The 20,974-nt window shown below is 70.0% G+C and carries 16 protein-coding genes; 6 read left to right on the top strand and 10 right to left on the bottom strand.

The window, feature by feature from the left end:
- Positions 1 to 11: 11 nt before the first annotated feature.
- Both ACQKIP_RS01830 and ACQKIP_RS01825 read right to left on the bottom strand, forming a co-directional pair.
- Complete coding sequence (locus ACQKIP_RS01830; protein ID WP_365859020.1) at positions 12 to 833, bottom strand: SURF1 family protein; 822 nt, start codon at positions 831 to 833, stop codon at positions 12 to 14.
- A gap of 73 nt (positions 834 to 906) precedes the next feature.
- Entirely contained in the window at positions 907 to 2,736 is a 1,830-nt protein-coding gene (locus tag ACQKIP_RS01825; protein WP_365859018.1) for a S9 family peptidase, read from the bottom strand.
- A gap of 71 nt (positions 2,737 to 2,807) precedes the next feature.
- Between ACQKIP_RS01825 and ACQKIP_RS01820 the strand changes: the two genes are divergently transcribed.
- Positions 2,808 to 3,638 carry a class I SAM-dependent methyltransferase gene (locus tag ACQKIP_RS01820; protein ID WP_365859016.1) on the top strand — a complete coding sequence of 277 codons (831 nt, stop codon included), beginning with the start codon at positions 2,808 to 2,810 and terminating at the stop codon, positions 3,636 to 3,638.
- Positions 3,639 to 3,698: 60 nt separating this feature from the next.
- Here the strand turns inward: ACQKIP_RS01820 and ACQKIP_RS01815 are convergent, their stop codons facing one another.
- From ACQKIP_RS01815 to ACQKIP_RS01805, 3 genes are all read right to left on the bottom strand, one after another.
- Positions 3,699 to 4,289, bottom strand: a complete 591-nt coding sequence (locus tag ACQKIP_RS01815) for a hypothetical protein (RefSeq protein ID WP_365859014.1) — start codon at positions 4,287 to 4,289, stop codon at positions 3,699 to 3,701.
- Positions 4,290 to 4,516: 227 nt separating this feature from the next.
- On the bottom strand, positions 4,517 to 5,053 hold the full coding sequence (locus ACQKIP_RS01810) for a hypothetical protein (protein WP_365859012.1): 537 nt from the start codon (positions 5,051 to 5,053) through the stop codon (positions 4,517 to 4,519).
- 160 nt (positions 5,054 to 5,213) lie between these two features.
- Complete coding sequence (locus tag ACQKIP_RS01805) at positions 5,214 to 5,663, bottom strand: DoxX family protein (RefSeq protein ID WP_361385164.1); 450 nt, start codon at positions 5,661 to 5,663, stop codon at positions 5,214 to 5,216.
- Positions 5,664 to 5,876: 213 nt separating this feature from the next.
- On the opposite strand from ACQKIP_RS01805, the gene ACQKIP_RS01800 reads away from it, so the two are divergent.
- Positions 5,877 to 7,091, top strand: coding sequence for an amidohydrolase family protein (locus tag ACQKIP_RS01800; protein WP_365859010.1), 1,215 nt, complete (start codon positions 5,877 to 5,879; stop codon positions 7,089 to 7,091).
- Between the two features lie 7 nt (positions 7,092 to 7,098).
- Here the strand turns inward: ACQKIP_RS01800 and ACQKIP_RS01795 are convergent, their stop codons facing one another.
- The 5 genes from ACQKIP_RS01795 to ACQKIP_RS01775 form a co-directional block, all read right to left on the bottom strand.
- Positions 7,099 to 8,031, bottom strand: coding sequence for an FkbM family methyltransferase (locus tag ACQKIP_RS01795; RefSeq protein ID WP_365859008.1), 933 nt, complete (start codon positions 8,029 to 8,031; stop codon positions 7,099 to 7,101).
- An 84-nt stretch (positions 8,032 to 8,115) separates the two neighbouring features.
- Positions 8,116 to 8,424 (bottom strand): hypothetical protein, encoded by a 309-nt coding sequence (locus tag ACQKIP_RS01790; RefSeq protein ID WP_365859006.1) that lies wholly within the window; start codon positions 8,422 to 8,424, stop codon positions 8,116 to 8,118.
- Between the two features lie 67 nt (positions 8,425 to 8,491).
- Positions 8,492 to 9,253, bottom strand: a complete 762-nt coding sequence (locus tag ACQKIP_RS01785) for a glycosyltransferase family 2 protein (RefSeq protein WP_365859004.1) — start codon at positions 9,251 to 9,253, stop codon at positions 8,492 to 8,494.
- Positions 9,254 to 9,582: 329 nt separating this feature from the next.
- Complete coding sequence (locus ACQKIP_RS01780) at positions 9,583 to 13,614, bottom strand: WD40 repeat domain-containing protein (protein ID WP_365859002.1); 4,032 nt, start codon at positions 13,612 to 13,614, stop codon at positions 9,583 to 9,585.
- Positions 13,615 to 13,985: 371 nt separating this feature from the next.
- Positions 13,986 to 15,470, bottom strand: coding sequence for an FG-GAP-like repeat-containing protein (locus tag ACQKIP_RS01775; protein ID WP_365859000.1), 1,485 nt, complete (start codon positions 15,468 to 15,470; stop codon positions 13,986 to 13,988).
- A gap of 501 nt (positions 15,471 to 15,971) precedes the next feature.
- Here ACQKIP_RS01775 and ACQKIP_RS01770 point away from each other — a divergent pair.
- The 4 genes from ACQKIP_RS01770 to ACQKIP_RS01755 all read left to right on the top strand — a co-directional run bounded on the left by ACQKIP_RS01770 (position 15,972) and on the right by ACQKIP_RS01755 (position 20,966).
- A complete protein-coding gene (locus ACQKIP_RS01770) occupies positions 15,972 to 16,718 on the top strand; it encodes a Crp/Fnr family transcriptional regulator (RefSeq protein WP_365858998.1) in 747 nt (248 codons plus the stop codon).
- A 93-nt stretch (positions 16,719 to 16,811) separates the two neighbouring features.
- Positions 16,812 to 17,624: a hypothetical protein gene (locus tag ACQKIP_RS01765; protein ID WP_365858996.1), complete on the top strand. Its 813-nt coding sequence runs from the start codon at positions 16,812 to 16,814 to the stop codon at positions 17,622 to 17,624.
- Positions 17,617 to 19,893, top strand: coding sequence for a hypothetical protein (locus ACQKIP_RS01760; RefSeq protein ID WP_427741903.1), 2,277 nt, complete (start codon positions 17,617 to 17,619; stop codon positions 19,891 to 19,893). Before ACQKIP_RS01765 ends, ACQKIP_RS01760 begins: the two co-directional genes overlap by 8 nt.
- The gene (locus tag ACQKIP_RS01755; protein ID WP_365858991.1) at positions 19,890 to 20,966 is read left to right on the top strand and encodes a hypothetical protein; all 1,077 of its coding nucleotides are present in this window, start codon (positions 19,890 to 19,892) and stop codon (positions 20,964 to 20,966) included. The genes ACQKIP_RS01760 and ACQKIP_RS01755 overlap by 4 nt, the downstream gene beginning before the upstream one ends.
- Positions 20,967 to 20,974 lie beyond the last annotated feature (8 nt).

Below are 20,974 nucleotides of genomic sequence, written 5' to 3'. Positions count from 1 at the left end.
CGGCGGTAGTGCTAGGGGCGGGCCGGATGCGGGGCATCCGGCCCGCCCGCCGTTTCCTCCTGCGGCAGCAGCCCGAGCGCGGCGTCCCGTGCGAACTCCCGCTCCCGGCGGAACAGCCGGAACCACATGAAGACGACGAACCCCGCGAAGACGAACCACTCGCCGGTGTAACCGAGGTTCTGGAAGGCCTTGAGGTCGAGCCCCGAGTTCGCCGGCTCGGCCGCCGGGACCGCCTTCATCCCGTCTTCGCCCTTGTCCAGGGTGACCCAGGCGTCGTACACGTCGCCCTCGACGACGTTCACCAGCGAGGCCGCGCTGATGGCGCCGAGCTGCCCGGACGGCAGTCCGCCCGCCGAGCTGACCCCGTTCGACCCGGGGCTCTCTGAGGCCTGGAGCGCGCCCGTCACGGTGACCTTGCCGGAGGGCGCCGCGGGGGCTTTCGCCGTACTCGCGTCGCCGGGCAGCCAGCCCCGCACGACGGGCAGGTCCTTGCCGGTGCCGGTGTGCAGGAGTGTCAGGACGTAGTACCCGGACTTGTCGTCCAACTCCCGGTCCGGCACGAGCAGTTGCTTTCCGTACCGGCCGGACGCCGAGACCCGTTCCCCGGACGTGTCCTTGTCCACGGGCAGGAGGGAGTCCAGCGGCCTGGCCTTTTCCTGCGACTGCGCGGGCGACGCCCGATGGTCCGCCTGCGCCTTCGCGGCGTCATGCGCCTCGACGCGGTCCTCGAACCGCCCCAGCTGCCACGAGCCCATGAAGATGCAGAAGGGGATGGCCAGCAGTACGAAGACGTTGATCCCCCACCATCGGGGCGTCAGCAGGAACCGGTACACACCCCCACGGTACGGGGGCGCCCGTGGGAGACGGGCCGCGGGGTGTGTACCGGTTCCTCCCCGAGGACCCCGGTCAGCGGAGGTGTCGCCCGGTGAAGTCCAGTTCCAGCCGCACCTGCTTGATCCGCTCGTCCACGACGAGCGAGCCGTGCCCCGCGTCGTACCGGTACACCTCGTGCACCGCCTCGCGTGCCTTCAGCCGGTCCACGTAGTTGTCGATCTGGCGGATCGGGCAGCGCGGGTCGTTCACCCCCGCCGAGATGTAGACGGGCGCCTTCACCGCGTCCACGTACGTCAGCGGGGACGAGGCCTCGAAGCGCTCGGGGACCTCCTCGGGCGTACCGCCGAGGAGCGTGCGGTCCATGGCCTTCAGGGCCTCCATCTCGTCGTGGTACGCCGTCACGTAGTCCGCGACCGGGACCGCGGCCAGGCCGAGCGCCCAGGCGTCGGGCTGGGTGCCGATGCCGAGCAGCGTGAGATACCCGCCCCAGGAGCCGCCGGCCAGGACGATCCGGGCCGGGTCGGCGAGGCCCGACGTCACCGCCCGCTCCCGGACCGCCGCGATGTCCTCGAGCTCGATCAGGCCGACCCGGTGCTTGAGGGCGTCCGTCCACTCGCGGCCGTACCCCGTCGAGCCGCGGTAGTTCACCCGGACCACCGCATACCCGTGGTCCACCCAGGCCGCCGGGCCCGCAGCGAACGCGTCGCTGTCGTGCCACGTCGGGCCGCCGTGGATCTCGAAGACCGTGGGGAGCGGGCCCGTCGTGCCGGCCGGCTTCTGGACGAGGGCGTGGACCCGGCCGCCGGGGCCCTCCACCCAGACGTCCTCGACCGGCACGGAGGCCGGGGCCTTCATGCCGGGCGGGTCGAGCACCACGCCGCCGGTCGTCGAGCGCACCACCGGCGGCTCGGCGGCCGACGACCACAGGTACTCCACGCTGCCGTCCGGCCGTGCCGTCGCTCCCGACACCGACCCCTTGGGCGTCTCGACCTCGATCAGCTCACTGGAGGCGAACACATAGCGGAACAGCTCGCTGCGGGCCTCGAAGCTGTGCACGATGAGCAGGGCGGAGCCGTCCGGATACCACTCGGCGCTCACGTCACCCGGCAGGTCGAGCGTCAGGTCCGTCTCCTTGCCCGACGCCACGTCCCACACCATCGGCTCCCAGCGGCCGCGCCGCTGATGCCCGACGAGCAGCCGCGTGTCCCCGTCCACTGGCGCGAAGCCGAGCACTTCGAGGCCCAGCTCGACCGTGCCCCCCTCGGTGTCGTCGAGCTCGGCGACCGTGGAGCCGTCCGGCCTGATCACCCGGAGGGTGGAGTGCATCGCGTCGCCGTGCTCCGTGTGCTCGACGGCGATCAGCGAGCCGTCCCGGGAGAGGTCGCCGACGCCCGCGGACTCGCGGTGGCGGTAGATCTCGACGGGGTCGGCGCCCGGCGCGCCGACGACATGGATCGTCGAGCCGTCCTCGTCCGTCGAGCGGCCGACGACGGACATCCGGCCGTCCCTGGCGAGGGCGATGCCCGCCGGATACGACGCTTCGAGGCCCGCCACCGCGGGCTCGTCCGTGCCGCCCGCGAAGGGCTGGCGCATCCAGACGCCGAACTCGTCGCCGTCCGTGTCGTTGAACCACCAGATCCATTCGCCGTCCGGCGAGAGGAGGCCGTCCGTCGTGCCGTTCGCCCGGTCCGTCACCTGGCGCTGACCGCCGGTGGCGCGGTCCCATGCGTACAGCTCGTACGTCCCCGTCGCGTTCGACACGAAGAGGGACCGGTCGGGGGCGTCCTCGGCCCAGTCGGGCAGCGACACCCGCGGCGCACGGAACCGCTTCTCCCAGTCCGGCATTCCCGCGCCCTCGTCCGCACCCGGCATATCCACTGCACCCGCACCCAAGTCGCTCATGGACCCCATACTGCACGCACCAGCCGACAATCCGCTGGCGAGGGTCCCCAGCCTGTGGATAACTTTCTGGAATGTACTCACCGACCCCCGCCGACTGGCGCGAGGCCAACCGAAAACGCTGGGACGAACGCGTCCCCCTCCACCTGGCAAGCGACTACTACGACCTCGAAGCGTTCCGCTCCGGCAAGGACCCGCTGCGCGCCTTCGAGCTCGCCGAGGTCGGTGACGTCACCGGGCGCTCGCTGCTCCACCTCCAGTGCCACATCGGCCTCGACACCCTCTCCTGGTCCCGGCACGGCGCGTCCCGCGTGGTCGGGCTCGACTTCTCCGAGCCGGCCGTCGACGCGGCCCGCGACCTCGCCGCCGAGCTCGGCCTCAGCGCCGACCAGGCCTCCTTCGTCGCCGCCGACGTGTACGACGCGGCGGATGCGGTGCCCGACTCCTCGTACGACATCGTCTACACCGGCGTGGGCGCCCTGTGCTGGCTGCCCGACATCCAGCGGTGGGCGGAGACCGCGGCGGCGCTCGTCGCGCCCGGCGGCTTCCTCTACCTCTGCGAGTTCCACCCGCTCGCGGACATCCTGGACGACGCCACGGGCTCACGGATCGAGTACGACTACTTCGCCCGCGACGCCTGGATCGACGAGGCCCCCGGCGGGTACGCGGACACGACGACGCCCACGGTCCACAACCGCAGCGTGGAGTGGCAGCACCCGGTGGGCGAGGTCGTCTCGGCCCTGGCGTCGGCGGGCCTGCGCATCGACTTCCTGCACGAGCACGACACCACGCTCTTCGCGCGCTTCGGCAGCCTCGAACTCCGCGAGGGTGCCTATCGCTTCCCCGTGGACCGCCCGCGCATCCCCCTCATGTACTCACTGAAGGCGAGCCGGGCGGCTTCCTGATCCCGGGGGACAAGATCCCGGGGGACAAGATCTCGGAGGACGGGATCCCGAACGACCGGCTCAGGGCATCGGCCGCATCCACCCCTCCCACACCAGCCCGCTCGTCCCCGGCCTCTCGCTCTCTCCCCGTCGGAGCGGTGCCCCCGAGCCGGGCTCGTCCCGGTCGAACTCCCCGAGCTTCGTCCAGCCCCACGACCGCAGGACCTCCCGGCCCAGGTCGTCGTCCCGCTTGATGACCGAGACGACCAGATCCGTGGCGTGCCGCACGAGCAGCAGCGTGCGCAGGCGCTCCGAGACGCCCTGGCGCCGGTAGGCGGGCACCACCATCAGCTCGGTCAGGATGAAGACCCGGCCCGCGGCCGTGCGTTCCTCCACCTCCGGCGGCAGGACCCCGCGGTACCCCTTCCACCAGTCGCCGGTCCGCGCGGCGCGGTAGCCGTAGAGACAGCCGATCATGCCCACCGCGTCGGCGACGACCATGTCGAAGTCGGTCCGCTGCACGGCGTTCTCGAAATCGCGCAGGAAGCTCTGCCGGTCGCGGTACTCCGCGCCGGGGTCTCCTTCGTAGGCCTCGACATAGACGTCGGCGACCGCTTCCCGCTGTTGCTCCGCCTGCCAGCGGCTCAGCCGCCGCAAGAACACCTCTGCCATTTGTTCCTCCGCCCCGCCCCCGTCGAGGGGCCCCCACGCCCACCCCTCGACACCTCTGGACTCCGCATGGTGACAGCACGAAACGGCGAGCGGAACGGGGCGTCGGGTATACATCGTCTTTTGGCGGCGTTCTCGACGCCGGCGGACGACGGCACGGAGTGCTGTTACGTGGGGATGCGGGTGACGCCGGAGGTGTCGCAGGAGGACGGGGAGGGGGCAGGGGCGGTTCAGAGGTGCATCATGGACATCAATTCCGGGCTGCGTACGCCGGTGGCCACGCCGGGGATGTCTTCGCCGGGGCGGATCCAGCCCGCTGCTTCGGCCGCCGCGACGGCCGCCCTCTCCGCCGCGTCGGCTTCGGTGTTGAGGGATTCGTCGGTGCCCAGGGACTTGGCCCCGGCTGCTGCTCCGGCCGTCAGTGATGCCTTGAGGGCGGCCCGGCACGCCTGAGCGGACGATTCGGCTTCGCCGTCGACCAGTTGACCCATCTGGGAAGCCTGCGCGGCGGACGCCGACGCGTTCCGTGCGCAGCGTGAATCCGCGGCGGGGTCGGGCTCGCTCTCGGAGAGTACGGCGAGGGCCTGCGCCGCCACGCGGGCCGCGTGAGCCGCCTTCCAGACGGCGTCCGCGTTGCCGGCGGAGGTCTGCTCCACGTAGTGGCTGAGCGCGGCAGCCCGCGCCGCCGCGCTCTCGGCGCGGGCGGCGTGCCCCGCCTTGAGGGTTACGGCCGTCGGTTCCTGCTCCGCGTGGTCATGCGCGTTCACCGGCACCTCCGTGTCTGGACAGAGCGAGGGGGCGACCTGCCCCGATCCGCCGTCGGCCGCAGGGCCGGGCGGCGGATGTGTCGGGCAGGGTGGCACGTCGCCGTACAACAGGCCAGAGCCGCGGGAGAACAGACGCGCCTAAGTGAAGAGACAGAGGCGCCTACGTGAAGAGACCGAAGGCGTGGTCGAGCGACCAGACCTGCCAGCCCATGCCGAAGAAGGCGACCGCGGAGATCAGCGCCATCATCAGGTTCTGCCCCTGCTCGCCCCAGTCGTGGATCATGAGGACCAGGTAGATCAGGTTCAGCGCGAAGCCGCAGACGAGGGCGATCGGCGTGAGGAAACCGACGATGAGGCCGAGGCCGAGGGCCAGTTCCGCGTAGGCGACGACGTACGCCATGGTGCGGGGCCGCGGCTTGACCACGACGTCGAATCCCGAGCGCACGAAGGCCCAGCGGTGTTTGTCCGCGATGCCCGCGGCCCAGTCGATCCCGCCGCCGGTGAACCAGGTCTTCTTGTCCTTGTGGCGCCAGCTCTCCAGCCACCACAAGCCGAGCCCGATCCGGAGCACGGCGAGCCATTCGGCTCCGCTGAGCCACATCGTCTCCATCGGACGCCCTCCCTCCAGTTGATCTGACGGGTTGTCCGCCGCGTCGGCCGCGGAGCTATCTGATGGGGCGTCAGTTCAGCGGATCCGCGGCGATCGCGCAAGGGGTCGAGTTTCCGGCGGGCTGTTGCCGTCGCAGGGGCGAGCCCATAACCTCAATCTGATGGGTCGTCAGATGCAGGTAAGGGAAACCGGCAGGTAGTAGGGGGCACAGCAGTGGACAACACCGAGGTCGGGGCCAAGGAGCTCCCCCGCGTCATCAGCGTGGACGACCACGTGATCGAACCCGCGCACCTCTTCGAGAAGTGGCTCCCGGCCAAGTACCGCGACCGGGGTCCCAAGCCCTTCACCGCAGGTATCGGCGAGCTCGCGTACATCGGCGGCAAGTACAAGTTCACGACCGACCCGGAAGGCCAGATCACCGACTGGTGGGAGTACGAGGGAGAGATCTTCCCGTACAAGCGCATCATCGCCGCCGTCGGATTCTCGCGGGACGAGATGACGCTCGACGGCATCACGCGCGAGCAGATGCGCCGCGGCTGCTGGGACCCGGCGGCCCGCCTGAAGGACATGGACATCAACCACGTCGAGGCCTCCCTCTGCTTCCCGACGTTCCCGCGCTTTTGCGGACAGACGTTCTCCGAGGCCAAGGACAAGGAGGTCGGACTCGCCTGCGTCCGGGCCTACAACGACTGGATGGTGGAGGAGTGGTGCGGGGACAGCGGCGGCAGGCTGATCCCGCTGTGCCTGATCCCGCTGTGGGACGTGGACCTCGCCGTCGCCGAGATCAAGCGCAATGCCGCGCGCGGCGTACGGGCCGTGACCTTCAGCGAGATCCCGACCTACCTCGGGCTGCCCTCGATCCACTCCGGTTACTGGGACCCGTTCTTCGCGGCGTGCGAGGAGACCGGCACGGTCGTGAACATGCACATCGGCTCGTCGTCACAGATGCCGGCCGCTTCGCCCGACGCGCCCCCGGCCGTGCAGGCGTCGCTGAGCTTCAACAACGCGATGGCCTCGATGATGGACTTCCTCTTCTCCGGGGTCCTGGTGAAGTTCCCCCGCCTCAAACTCGCCTACAGCGAGGGGCAGATGGGCTGGATCCCGTACGCCCTGGAGCGCGCCGACGACGTATGGGAGGAGCACCGGGCCTGGGGCGGGGTCAAGGACCTGATCCCGGAGCCGCCGTCGTCGTACTACTACCGGCAGATCTTCTGCTGCTTCTTCCGGGACAAGCACGGTGTCGAGTCCATCGAGACCGTGGGCGTCGACAACGCCACCTTCGAGACCGACTATCCGCACGTCGACTCGACCTGGCCGCACACGAAGCAGGTGGCCGAGGACCACGTCGGCCACCTGCCCGCGGACGTGGCGTACAAGCTGCTGCGCGGGAACGCCATCCGGATGCTGGACCTGCCGTTCGACCGGTAGCCGGGGCTTATCCCAGGGTCTCGGCGTCGACACGCGAGAAGACCAGCTCGCTCTCGCCGACCACGGGGCCGCGCCAGCGCACCGGAGGCTCCGGTCGGCGCAGGGCGCGGGGGTAGTTCTCCGGCCGGTAGTCGGTGGGCAGCCGGTAGGTGTGAAAGCCGTGCCGGGCCATGGTGTCCAGCAACTCGTCGATCGAGTCGCCGAGTTGCTCCATCCGGTCCGGCGTGACCTCCACGGCGATCTCCACGTCCGGGCGCAGCCGTGCGATGGCGGGGGCCAGGCCCCTGATGACGCCGCCCTCCGCGCCCTCGACGTCGATCTTGATGACGCGGGCCCGGCCCAGTTCGTCCTCGTGCAGGATCTCCGGCAGGGGCCGGGCCGCCATCTCGAAGCTCGACTCGGCGGGACCGTCGTACGGGACGATCGAGTTCGCGCCCATGTTGTGGGAGCTCGCGAGCACGAAGGTCAGCTTCTTGTGGCTGTCGGAGACCGCCTCGTTGACCGTACGGACATTGCCGCAGCCGTTGAGCCTGACGTGCTGGCGCACGCGGTCATGGAAGGCGGGCGACGCCTCGATGGCCACGACCTGTCCCGTGCTGCCGACGAGGCGTGATCCCAGAATCGCGAAATAGCCGATGTTGGCGCCTACGTCGACGAATGTGTCCCCGGCGCGAAGACGGCCGCGCAGCCACCGCGTCATGTGCGGTTCCCACACCCCGTACAGGCTGATGTAGCGCTGAATGAGATCGCGGGAATCGCAGGCGAAGCGGGCACCGAATCGCGCCTCGACCACGCGCCGGCGCGGATGGTCGCGCAGATACGCGTTGAGAAACCGGGCAGAAAGCGGGCCCTTGGCCAGTGAACCGGGCGCATTGCGGACGTAGCCGCGGCCGAGGGTGACCAGAAGCTCCGACGCGTCACGGAGGGAAGTGCGAGGCATATCTGTGACCGTACGTAGTCCGCCGCGGCCGCGGCAAGATCCCCGGAGCCGCCCCGCCAATAGGCCGCCGCGGCGCGGGAAATGTCAGTAGTGCAGGAAATCGAGGATGACGGCCAGCGAAGCGGCACATCCCGCGTGGGCAACGGCAAGAAGCACCCATTCCCCGCCGGACATACGCCACCGGTTACGGGCCACCAGCCGCCACTCGTACACCGAAATTCCGACGGCTATGGCGAACGCCGGCGCCCACAGCAGGGCCCACCAGGACCAGACGCCGCCGAAACGGAAGACAAGGGCGACCACCCCGAAGAGAAACACCGCAGGAAACCACCCCGGCGCCTCTGCCTCCTTGGCGACCTCACGCTCGGATACGGACTCACTGCTACTGGTCACGGTCATGGCCTTTCGGATCGTGTCTGATTCCCGCCGCTCCGGCCTGTTCGGGCCGGTTCGATGTGCCTCAATGCCGACCGGCGGGATAGCCCCACGCGAAGCGCCCCAGCGCACGCGCCCTCGTCTCGATCACGGCCATGCGGGCGGCGCGTTCCGCCGTGCCGGTGTGGGCCGCCTGGCCGGTCATCTGGCCTTCCCACTTGCGGTAGAGCAGGCCGACTTCGGACGTGAACCAGCCGCGGGCGGTCGCGTCGAGGGCGAGCAGGAGGCCCGTGTCCTCGGATGCGGGCAGGGCCATCCAGCCGCCCAGGGCCAGGAGCAGTTCGCGGCGGACGAAGAGCGTCGCGGGGTGGACCTGCGCGCGGTAGTCGTGGGACGCCCAGTGGTCGAGGACTTCCCCGCGCTCGATCGGCCCGGTCTCCGGGTCGCCGGGGAAACCGGCGGTGGTCCCGTCGGGGAGCAGGTCAAGCGCGCGTGACGTCGCCCAGCCGATGGTCCGATCGGTTTCGAGGGCCGCGAGGTCGCGGGCCAGCGCACCGGGCGCGAGCTGGTCGTCCGCGTCCAGGATCTTGATGTACGCGCCGTCCGCGTGCGCCAGGGCCAGCGTCCGGGCGACCCCGGGGCCGCCGGGGCGCCCCTGCTTGAAGGTGATCCGGCCGTCGTCGGGGACGTGCGGCGCGACCCGGTCCGTCGTCCCGTCCTCCTGTATAAGCCAGTGCCACTCCCAGCCCGCGGGCAACTCCTGCTCGCACAGGGACGTATACGCGTCGGCCAGGAAGCGCGCCGACGGTGCATGCACGGCCGTGATGACGATGATGCGCCGGTTCACGGCCCACCGCCTTTCCAAGTGTGGTTTCGGGCCATCAATCGGAACGTTATGCAAGGCACCGCCGTCACGAAGCATGGCCCTGCCACCCAGTTGGTACCGGGATAGCCGGACGGTCGTGTCTCAATTTGGTTAGGCGATGAGCTCAAGCGGCCATCGGGCGGCGAGATCACGAAAGGGCCCGATCGCTGGCGACGGGGGATGCACCAGCGATCGGGCTATGGCCAACCGTAGCAAGGCTGATTGCGTAGGGGGAGGCAACTACTCAGCCGAATCAGGGTGCTGTGATCGGGATCACTCGACGAGATCCGTTGCGCGGGTGCCGCAAAGCCTCACGCGTCGCAGGGCGGCGCGTACGACAGGCGGGGCAGATACTCCTGCCATTTAGCCTTGGTGAGAACGCCCTGCGTGGTCGAGCAAATGCGGCGAATCGCCTCGTCGGTGTCCAAGTTCCACAACCGGACGGTATCGGTGCCGCTCGAAACGCCCAGCATCTCGCCCTGGGGGCTGAAAGACAGGAAAGTACCCGTCTTGGCGTTGGGGCTCATGGACTGGCCGATGGGAGAGGCCTTGGCGGGACTCGTGACGTCCCACAGGCGGACCGTGTTGTCGTTGCCGCCACTGGCCAGCGTCTCGCCGTCCTTGCTGAACGTCAGCGACATGACCGCGTCGGTATGGCCGGTGAGGGACGAGCCCAACTGGGTCGCCCTGCGCGGCTCGGCGACGTTCCAGAGCCGGACCGTCCCGTCGTCACTGCCGCTGGCCAGCGTACGGCCGTCCGGGCGGTAGGCGAGTTCGTTGATCGGGCCGAGGTGCCCCTTCAGGGGCTTGCCGAGGCGCGAGACATGACCCGGGTCGGATGCGTTCCAGAGCCGGATGGTGCCGTCCGCGCTGCCACTGGCCAACGTCTTTCCGCCCGGGCTGAAGGCGAGGGCGTTGATGTAGCCCTTGTGGCCCGTGAGCGGCGCGCCGAGCTTGCGGAGCCGCGACGGGTCGGAGGTGTTCCACAACTGGATGGAGCTGTCGGTGTCGGCGGTCGCCAGCGTCCGCCCGTCCGGGGTGAAGGCCAGCGCGGCGGCGAACCGTGTCCGCAGGGCGACGGGCGGCCCGTACGCAACGGGGTGGGCCGGGTCGGCGACGTTCCACAGCTGCACCGCGCGGTTGCCCGTGAGCACCGCGAGCGTGTCGCCGTCGGGGGAGAACACCGGCGAACGCAGGTCCCCGCCCCCTGGCTTGAACGGTCCGCCCAGTGCGACGGGCCGGGTGGGCCGCTCCACGTTCCACAGCCGCACCTGGTCGTCGCGCGCCGCCGTGGCGAGCACCTTCCCGTCGGGCCGGAACGCCCCCACCTTGCCGATCATGTCCGACGTCGGAATCGACCACAGGCGGACCTTGTTGTCGCCGCTTCCCGTGGCGAGCGTGCGTCCGTCGGGGCTGAAGCCGAGGGCGTATATCTCCCCGCTGCTGCCCGCGAGCGGCTCGCCCACCTGCGACGGATGCTTCGGGTCACGGACGTTCCACAGACTCGCCGTACTGTCCGCGCTGGCGGCCGCGAGCATCGTTCCGCCGGGGTTGAAGGACACGGACCACACGGCACCGGTGTGGCCGGTGAGCGGCTCGCCGAGCGACTTCGCACGGCGCGGGTCCGTCACGTTCCACAGCCGGATGGTGTTGTCCCTGCTGCCGCTGGCGAGCGTACGGCCGTCGGGGCTGAAGGCCACGGAGTGCACCGTGCCCGTATGCCCGGTCAGCCCCTTGTCGATCGGCTCCGGGCGACGCGGATCGCGTACATCCCACAGCTTGATCTTCCCGCTGTCGCCGCCCGCCGCCAGGGTCCGCCCGTCGGGACTGAAGGCCACGGAGCGCACGGCGGCGGTGTGGCCTCGCAGGGCGCCCAGCGCCTTCGGCCGGCCCGGGTCCCGCACGTCGTACAGCCGCACCTTGTGGTCGTCATGGGCCGAGGCGAGCGTGCGCCCGTCAGGGCTGAAGGCGACCAGGTAGATCGCGCCCCCGTGGCCGGACACGGGCGGACCGAGCGAACGCGGGCTGCCGGGATCGCGTACGTCCCACAGCCGGATCGTGCCGTCGTCCGCGGCGGTGGCGAGGGTGTCGCCGTCCGGACTGAAGACCGCGCTGCTCACCCAACTCGTATGGCCGGTCAGGGGCTTGCCCAGGGGCTTGGGCCGCGAAGGGTCCGACACGTCCCACAGCCGTACGGTCCTGTCGTAGCTGGCGGTGGCGAGCACCCGTCCGTCCGGGCTGAACGAGGTGAGGTAGACGGCGCCCTTGTGGCCCAGGAGCGGGGTGGCCAGCGGGGCGTTCACGATCGAGAGGAGCCGGTTCTTCGTGCCCGCGTCATCGGGCCGCAGATGGTGGGCCACCAGGTCGAGTTGAGCGGACAGGGACGGATCCGCGTGCTGGGCGCGATCGGCCTCGGCGACCACCTGCTGGAACACCGCGTCGTCCCGCTGCTGCCAGGCGACCACCGCCGAGACGACGGCCACCATCGCGAGGACGACCAGAGCGGCCACCGCGCCACGCGTGATCAGGACCGTACGCCTGCGGAGCCTGGCCGAAGCGGCGAGGAACTCCACCGCGCCCCTGGTCAGAAAGGTGCCCCCGGCGGTCTTCGTCCAGGCACGGGCCTGCTCCAGACGGGAACCCCGGTAGAGCAGCGCCGCATCCCGGTCGGAGCCCTCCCAGGTCCTGCCGTCCTCCTCCAGGCGCTGGCGCAGGAGGTTGTCGTTCCTGTCCTCGTCGATCCAGTCGCGCAGCCGGGGCCAGGCATGGAGCAGCGCCTCGTGCGTGATCTCCACGGTCTCCGCGTCGAGGGTCACGAGGCGGGCGCGGACCAGCGCTTCGAGCGACTCCTCCGTCTTGCCGGGGTCCGTCGACTCCTCCGCGAGCTGGCGCCGCGTGCCCCGCCTGCGGGTGGCGTGGGTGTCCTCGCCGAGCCGGACCAGCCTGAGCAGGAGAAGCCTGGCGGCGGTGCGTGCCGCCGGGTCGAGGCCGGACCAGGCGCGCTCGGCGCTCGCCGCGACGGCGCCCTGGATGCCGCCCGCCGCGCGGTAGCCGGCCAGCGTGAGCTTGCCCGTCTTGCGCCGCTGCCAGGTGGCGAGCAGGGCGTGTGAGAGGAGCGGCAGCACCCCCGCGTCGTGCGCGCCGCGGGGCCCGTCCGTGCTCACCTCGCGGACGATCAGCTCGGCGAGCCCCGGTTCGAGCTCGAGCCCCACGGCCTTGGCCGGACCGTTCACCGCCTCGCGCAGCTCCGGGGTGGTCAGCGGGCCGAGCACCATGTGCCGGTGCTGCAAGGCGTCGGCCAGTTCGGGATGGCCGAGGCACTGCTCGTAGAAGTCGGCGCGGATGCCAAGGAGCACGAGCGCGGGAGCAGGCTCATCGGCGCCCGCGGGCGAGGACGCGGCGTCGAGGAGCTGGACGAAGGTGCGCTTGGCCGCCTCGTCGGAGGAGAGGGTGAACGTCTCCTCGAACTGGTCCACGATGACGACGGGCCGGGCGCCGAACGGAGCCTCGCGGCGCGCCCACGCCGTGACGGCCTCCCGCACCGCCTTCGCGAATTCCGGAGTGCCGGGTTCCATGGCCGCCGATTCCTCCGCGGCCGCGATGGTGTGCGCGAGCTCGGGTATGCGGCGGGCCAGCTCCCCGAGAGGATCACCGCCCGGTACGAGTTGCAGCACCGGACCCGCGTCGCCGCTCTCCTCCCGCAGCGCGCCGTTCTGGAGGGCGGGCACCAGGCCGGCGTTCAGGAGCGAGGACTTTCCCGCCCCGGACGCGCCCACGAGCATGACCAGGCCGCCCGTCTTCTCCACCGCGCGGAGCTGGGCGACGAGGGCGGTCGTGCTCCGCTCCCGGCCGAAGAACCACCGGGAGTCCTGCTGCCGGTACGAAGCAAGACCTCGGTACGGGCAGACACCGGTGACGGCGGCCGGGGCCTCGTCCCCGGGGCCTTCCTCGGCTTCCGCGGACGCGGACGTGGACGCGGACGCCGCCGCGGCCCGGCCGCTGACCGGGTCGGCCACCGCGCGCTCCCACAGGAGATGCCACTGGGCCATGTCGTACAGACCCGCGGAGACCGGCGCGGGCCGCTCGCGCCGCGCTTCGGGTATCAGGACGTGCAGCACCGCGGAGAGGGCGGCGAACTGGGCGGGCACGTTCTTGGCCCGTCGCCAGTCGCTGATCCGCTGGGCGGAGACCCGTACGGTCCGCCCCCGCTCGTCGACCCGCTGATGCCGGACGACCGCCTCGGCGACGCGCTGGAGGGGAGGGTTGCCGGCTTCCTTGTACAGCAGTGCAAGACGCTCAGCGAAGGCTGTGCGTGCCCCTGAATCGGAACGCAAGGCCTCCACTCCTTACTTCCCCCGCACCTGGACATCCGGACCGGAAAACTCACCTTATACGTCTGACCTGCGGCTACGAGGTCCGGACAGGGGCGGAACCTCCTCTTCCGGGGTCCCAACTGGCAGGATCGCGAAGCAGTAGCCGTTCAACCGCGCAGCGTCAGGGCAGGTCATCCACGTCCCTGCTACCCGCAGAGGCGGATCGTGACGCCGCACGGCCTCGGCTGATTTTGGCCCATCTTTTGCGGGCCGCTTTCACGTCGACTGCGGATCCGGTCTCTCTTCGACCCGCTCCGATACGCCGATGCGGCGCGGGTCGACGCCGTCGTTCGGCACCGGTCCCCACAGGGGAGGGACCGGCGCCGAAACGACGCGGCACATCAGTCCTGCATCGTCTCCCCGAGCCGCGATCCGCTCGCGAGGCCGAAGTCCGCGGAGCTGAGCGACTTGGAACCGGAGCCGGTGAGACCGGACGAGGTGCCCGGCAGGGTCCACAGGCCTCCGCTGCGGTCGTTCTCGAAGGAAGCGGTCACCGCCAGGTCGCCCTTGCCGTCACGGTCGTAGTCGGCGATCCGGACCCGCGCGCCGAAGAGGTCGTCGGTCTCGGCGGCGCCCGGCACTCCCGCGGTGTCCTGGTCGATGCGTACGACCCCCGAGGTGGCCACACCGGACGCGGAGCCGCGGAACACGGTCACGTCACCGGCGTTCTCCAGATCGCCGAGCCACTCGCCGTTGGCGCCGACCACGAGTTCGGACCGGCCGTCACCCGTGATGTCACCGATCGCGAGGGAAGAGCCCCAGCCGTCGCCGTCCTCGTTGGCGCCCGGCACACCGGCGGTGTCCTGGTGGAGCACGAGACCGTCGCCGAAGCCCGTCGCGCTGCCGTACCGGACGGTGACGTAACCGGCGCCGTCGCTCGGGTCGTCGACGGAGAAGAACTCGGGCCAGGTGAGGGAGGTGGCCATGTCGTCGAAGCCGTCGCCGTTGATGTCGCCGAGGGCAACGGCGGTGTCGCCGCTCTCCACGCGCTCGTTGCGGTACGGCCGTCCCTCCTGGCCCGTGTAGATGTCGGTGGCCGGGCGTCCGGTGCCGGGATCGCCGGTGACGGCGAGGTCGTCCTTGCCGTCACCGTTCACATCGCCCACGGCCGCCTCCGTGTAGCGCAGCGCGGCACCCGGAACCGACAGGGTGTACGCGGAGACCGGCTGGCTCCCCCGCGAGAAGCCGCCCTTGTAGACGACGACCGCGCCCGGCTCGACCACGGCGAGGTCGGCGCCGCTGTCCCCGGTGAAGTCACCCACCGCCACGTCCCAGCCGTGGGCCTGCCACTTCTCCGGGCTGTCCACCACGGTCGTGGTGCTGGTGGTGAACGGCTTGACGCCGCCCCACAGGATGGTCACGCTGCCCTGCCCCTCGACGCTGCCCACGTCCTCGCCGTCGGCGCCCACGACCAGGTCGGCGTACCCGTCCCGGTCCAGGTCGCCGCTGGCCAGCGACATCCCGAAGTGGTCGCCCTCCTCCGGCGTGCCCGGTACCCCGGCGGAGCTCTGGGTGAGAGAGACGTTCTTCTCGGTGAGCCCGGACGCGGACCCGAGAGACACGACCACCCCGCCCGCGGCGGAGGCGCCGCCGACGGACTTGTACGGCGCACCGATGGCGACGTCCCGGTGCCCGTCACCGTTGAAGTCGTCCGCGTACTTGGCGGCGGCGGCAACCACGGGCGCCGCGGAGACGACGGCGAGCAGACCACCGGTCAGCGCGGTGACGGTCGCGGTGGCGAGGACGGTGCGGAACTGCGAAGAACGGAACTGCGAAGAACGGACCTGCGAAGAACGGACCTGCGAAGAACGGAACGGCAGAGACACGATGGGCTTCTCCTCGGAACGGAACCGGACGGCCCATAGACGAACCAAGGCATCGAAAGGTTGTACGAGACAGAGGGGCCCCCGAAAACCACTCAGGGGCCCGACCCGCTCTCGCGGATCAGGCCGTTACGACCTGCGGCTACGCGGGAGTGACGTCGGCGATCAGGCCCAGTGCGTTGCTTGATCGCGTCGCGGATCGGACGTACGGCCTTGACGCCCATGCTCGCAGGGCCATCGAGCTGCTGGTCGAGATACGTCTTGCCGGGCGAAGCGGACCTCGATGCTGCCGCCGGAGAGGTGGGCGAGGAATCCGGCGGCCATCTGGGAACGTACGCCGCCATCGTCCGAGCCCCCAGCTCACTGCGGCTTCGCAAGCCCTGGACGTACGCCGCCTGCAAAGAATGCGCATTCGGCCAATCCCGCATGTGAAGCGAGGAAACTGGCCACATCCCTACCTGCCTGTTTGCCGACTGGCAGGTCGGCGGCAGCATGGTCAGGCACTTGAACGGCGCGCTGCGGAGTGAGATCGCGGGGGTGTTGGTGAATCAAACATGGCCACCGTCGACCTTTCTCGGCAGGTTGCGGACCGCGTCGCGGGAAGAACTCCTGGGCCAGGGAACCCCGATCACGTATCCGAATCATCGCGCTCTGCTGCAACAGGGAGACGAGAGCCGTCACGTTCTATTGATCACGAGTGGTGTCGTGAAGGTCGTCGCCAGCGCTGAGAGCGGCTACGACATGCTGCTCGCCGTGCGGATAGCGGGTGACCTGGTCGGTGAGATGGCTGCCTTCGAGGAGCGCCCCAGGTCCGGCACTGTGATCGCGTGCAGTGACGTGACCGCGAGGATCATCCAGATGCGGACGCTGGAGGCATTCCTCGGCCGCCACCCGGACGCCATGCGGGCCATCCTCCACATGCTGTGCGCCCGGCTGCGCTGGGCCAACCGGCGACGGGTCGACTTCCAGGCGTACGACTCGCTGACCCGACTGGCCCGGGTACTGGCCGAGTTGTGTCAGGCATACGCACAGCCCGCACTGGACAGCGATGGCAAGCGGTGCGACCTCGGCGTGACACTGACGCAGAAAGAACTTGCCTCACTGGCCGGCCTGAAGCTGAACACGGCAGAAAAGAACCTGGCTGTGCTGACGGCTCATGGCTTGGTGGAGCGTCATTACCGAAACATAACAATCTGTGACGTTCCGAAGCTGCTTGAATTCGCCAAAGTCTTTGCTGACAACCCGTACTGATACGGGATCACTTCGCGCCACCTCTCCTAGCCTCTCGGGCAGCACTTCGTGGGCAGTGTCTGCCCATCGCCTGCCCAGAGAGGAAATGATCGGGTGGCTGCGTGGCCTGACTTCTATCCCTGCACCTGCATAGCCGTGGACGCACAGGCGTACGGGAGCAACAACGACCGTAGGCAGTCGGAAATCCAGCACGATCTGCCGCGGCTTCTCGACCGTGCCGCCAGGAACGCCGGCCTGGACCGCGAGCAGTGGCAGATCCAGCGCAAGGGCGACGAGCAACTGGCCGTGCGGCCCGTCGACGGCAAGGAACCGCGCCTGGTCGACGACTACATCCGCCATCTCGTCGGGGAGTTGCGCGACTACAACGCCCAGCGCGTTCCCGAGGCCCGCATGCGACTGCGGGCCGTCATCCACCAGGGACTGGTGGAGCTGGCCGACAACGGCTTCGCCGGTACGGCCGTGGTGGCCACGGCACGCCTGCTGAACTCGGATCCGCTCTACGGCGCCCTGGCCACACACCCGGAGTCCGACCTGGCGCTGCTGCTGTCCGACGAGGTCTTCCGGTCCACCGTGGCGGGCGGTCACACGACCCTGTCCACCGGCAGTTTCCGCCGCGTCACTGTGCAGGTGAAGGAATTCGAGGCCACGGCCTGGCTGCACGTGCCCGCGCTCGGTGCGCCGACCGGCGCCTCACACGAGCCCGGGGCCGCGGGGGAGGGGGAGTCCGCGGCCCCTGCGCAGGGGGAGCCCGCGGCGGACCGGACGGAACCGGCCGCCGCGGGCGGGGCCGGCAGCGGGTCGCGGATCAGCAGCGAGTACCGGGCCGACAACATCAACGTCACCAATGTCGCGGGCTCTGTGGACGCCAGGGGTGCTGTCTTCGGCTTTGGGAGCGTTGGTGGCTGACGATGCGCCCCCGGACGACATGGCGGTCGTACCACCTGTATCCGCACCCGATGAGGATGTCCTGTCGTCCACGCCGGAGGACACCGACGGGGCTCCGGAAGCGGACGAGGAGGCCCAAGACCCAGGTGCTGGACCGGGCGTGCCCCTCGAAGGGCGCAAGGAGCCGGACGAACGCGAGGAGGACGACCGGGGCTACGGCGAGCTGCGCCGCGTCCATCAACTCGTCAACAACAACTTCTACGCCGGCGTCGATGCCTCCGGAGCGGCGTTCGGCTTCGGCGCCGCGCCGTCCGTCGGTCTGGCACCCGGCACCATCGAGCCCGAGGAGGTGGACCGGGCCCTGCGGTTCTATTACCCGCCGCAGCCCTGCTTCGACGAGGCGCTGCGCAAACTGAGCGCGGACGCCCTCGTAGTGCTGACCGGCGAGGACCACTGCGGCCGTGGCGCAGGCTCCCTTGCTTTGATCAGGGAGGTCCTGGGCAAGGAGGCCAGGCTGCGCAGCCTGTCGCCCGCCAACGCCCTGGCCGAGCTTGCGGGGTCGCGTGACCTGAAGCCGGGGCAGGGGTACGTCATCCTCGACTACGTCGGCGAGCTGCATGTCGAGTCCGTGCAGGCGTACGCGATCGGACGGCTGAGCGAGGAGCTCCGCCGCAAAGGGTCGTATCTGGTGATCACGGCGGGTGGTACGACCCGTCGGCGGCTGGCTTTGCGGGACCACTGTGTGCCGTGGCAGGCCCCGGACCCCGTGGAGCTGTTCGAGCGCTGCCGGGAGGAGCTGCCGCACCCCTCTCTGGAGCCCGACACCGAGAAGGAGCTGCTGGAGCGGGTCGGCGAACAGCGGCGGCCTGCTGATGTGGTCGCTGCGGCTGTGGTCCTGTCCGGGGAAGGAGCGCAAAAGGCGCTGGACAACCTAAGGGACACCCACCAGGAGCTGGTTCAGGAGCTGTTCCGCAAGCAGCCGTCCGCGGACGACCTGATTCCGCTCGCGGCCCTGGCCTTTCTCGAGGGCATCCCGGAGCGGACGTTCGAGAAGGAGTGCGCCGCTCTCACCACCCACATCCACAACTGGGAGCAGAGCGGCGAAACACCGGTGGCGGAGCGGGACGACGAGGCCGCGGGGACCCCGCGCGGTGCGGTCGACCAGCAGTCGCGGGCCCGGTGGAGGGAACGGGCGGTGGGGCTCGTGACGACCGATCACCGGGCCGAGTCGGGTCGGAGCGCCGGGCGCAGCGAGCGCCGTCTGGTGTTCACCACGCCGCGGGTCCGTGAGCTCCTCATCAAGGAACTGCATGACCTGTACGGCTACGAACTCTGGTACCCGCTGCGCCACTGGCTGGGCGAACTGGCCCGGCAGGGCGACCTGGCCACTCGTACGGAAGTGGCCCGTGGTGTTGCGCTCCTGGCCCGGCACGCGCTCGTCGACGTCGACGAGAACATGCTGAAGGTGTGGTCAGACGGGCTCGCCAGCCAGCGGGTGACCGCCGCACTGACGCTGCAGTTCATGTGTGACGACGAGCATCTCGCACCGCAGGCCCTGAACATCGCGCTGAGCTGGACGGACAACAGCGGGCAGGGCCGTGCGGTGACGGCGGCCATGGCGCTCACGGGCCGCCTGGGATCCCTCTACCGCCTGGACGCGCTCAAGTTGCTCTGGTTCCTGACGCAGCGTGGGGAGCGGATCGCCTTCGCGGCCCACTGTTCCATGGTCCTGCTGCTGCAGACCTCCGAACAGGACACGGAGCGTGCTCTGATCATCCTGCGGTTCATGAGGACCATGATCGCCAGGACGGCTCCGGGATCCCGAGAGCGGTCGATCGCGCTGCGCACCGCCGTCCAACTCCTCGAGGCGGCGCGGTTGGAGACTGCCGAAGCCCTCACCTCGGCACTCCTGCGCAACGTCCCGGACAGCGCCCGCCACTTCGGGTCCCTGTGGGCGGATGTCCTGCACAGCGGCAACCGCAGCCGGGCGGTCAGCGCGCTGTGCCGGACGCTGGTGCAGCTACGAGATGACCCATCCGTCACCGGCGCCGTACACGATCTCGGCGAGGCCATGCGCAACGCCATGAGCGGACGCCAGTGGGTCGCGCTGCGTCACCACCTGTCCATTGCTCTGAAGCATCCCGACTACGCGCTCCCCGGAGCACACCAACTGGCGCAGGTGCTCCTCGGATCACTCCGCGGACGACTGCTGACGGACCCGCGGGGCGCCACCTCGCCCCTCATCCCCACCCCTCACTTCACTCCCGCTCAAGGAGGCAGAAGCAAGTGAACTACCCGGTCATCGCCGAGCACATATTGGCCACCGTCCAAGGCACCTGGTGGTCTCGACGCCGCCAGCGCGACGACATGCCACAGCTACCGCCCGGCGCGGTTTACGTCTTCAGGATCGGCGGCAACTACCGCACCTTCCCCGAGGGCATGGTGTTCGACTCGGCACACCCGGACGTGCTCGACGCCTCTTCGGTCAGCCTGGTCGACACCCGCGCGCGCCTGGTCGAGGTGGAACGCACACTCCCGTCGGTGAGCGAGGCGGACAACTTCACCGTGCGGGCGTCCTTCACCTGCCAGGTGACCGATCCGACCGTCATCGCCCGACAGGGCATCATCGACGTCACCGTCCCGTTGCGTGCCTACCTGATGGGAGACGGAGACCTGCCGCGGGCGAGCTCCGGGCACCGGGTGGAGGAGGTCAACGCGGTACGGACCGAGGTCAGTCATCGCATGACCGCGTACAGCGCCATCGTGCCGCCGCGGGTGGCCGGCATGAGCGTGGAGTTCGTCAGCGCCGAGGTGCATGCGTCGGACGACCTGCGCGACTGGGAGCAGACGCTGCGCGACGAGCGGCGCTCCTGGGAACTCCGGCGGGGCCAGCGGGACTTCGAGACCCAGGACGCGCGTCGCATCGCCGAACTGCTCTCCCAAGGCTCCGACCACGTGGACGCCTTCGGTATCGCCAGGAAAGAGATCGACGTCACGGAGGCGGCAGCCCGTATCCATCGGAATGCCGAAGGGGAGTCGGCCCGGCGTCACGCGGCCGAGACGTCGGACCGCGCGCATGCTCAGGCGCAGGATACGGCGGAGACGCAGATGCGCCGTGACATGGTGCTGACGCTGCTCCGGCAGATGGGCGGCAGCGATTACGTCGACTATCACCAAGTACTGGAACAGGTCCTTCGGGAGACGGGCGGAGGTCAGGCCGTGTCCGGCCTCGATGCCGCTGCTGATACCGCCCGCATGGTCGAGTCGGGATCGGCGCGCCCCCGTCACACTGAGGCGGGCCGCGGCGGCTCACGTGACCCGCAGGGTGGCTTCGTCAGGGACGAGGACGATCTCGTTGACTGACGTCTCTA

This window comes from Streptomyces sp. NPDC059900 (assembly GCF_050270335.1).
Lineage (GTDB): Bacteria > Actinomycetota > Actinomycetes > Streptomycetales > Streptomycetaceae > Streptomyces.
The sequence above is the reverse complement of the archived record's forward strand: the minus strand, read 5'-3'. Positions and strand labels throughout refer to the sequence as shown.

Bases quoted from the DNA above. Each gene is read 5' to 3' on its own strand.
- ACQKIP_RS01805 (WP_361385164.1), bottom strand. From the start codon at position 5,663: ATGGAGACGATGTGGCTCAGCGGAGCCGAATGGCTCGCCGTGCTCCGG.
- ACQKIP_RS01825 (WP_365859018.1), bottom strand. From the start codon at position 2,736: ATGAGCGACTTGGGTGCGGGTGCAGTGGATATGCCGGGTGCGGACGAG.
- ACQKIP_RS01815 (WP_365859014.1), bottom strand. From the start codon at position 4,289: ATGGCAGAGGTGTTCTTGCGGCGGCTGAGCCGCTGGCAGGCGGAGCAA.
- ACQKIP_RS01820 (WP_365859016.1), top strand. From the start codon at position 2,808: ATGTACTCACCGACCCCCGCCGACTGGCGCGAGGCCAACCGAAAACGC.
- ACQKIP_RS01795 (WP_365859008.1), bottom strand. From the start codon at position 8,031: ATGCCTCGCACTTCCCTCCGTGACGCGTCGGAGCTTCTGGTCACCCTC.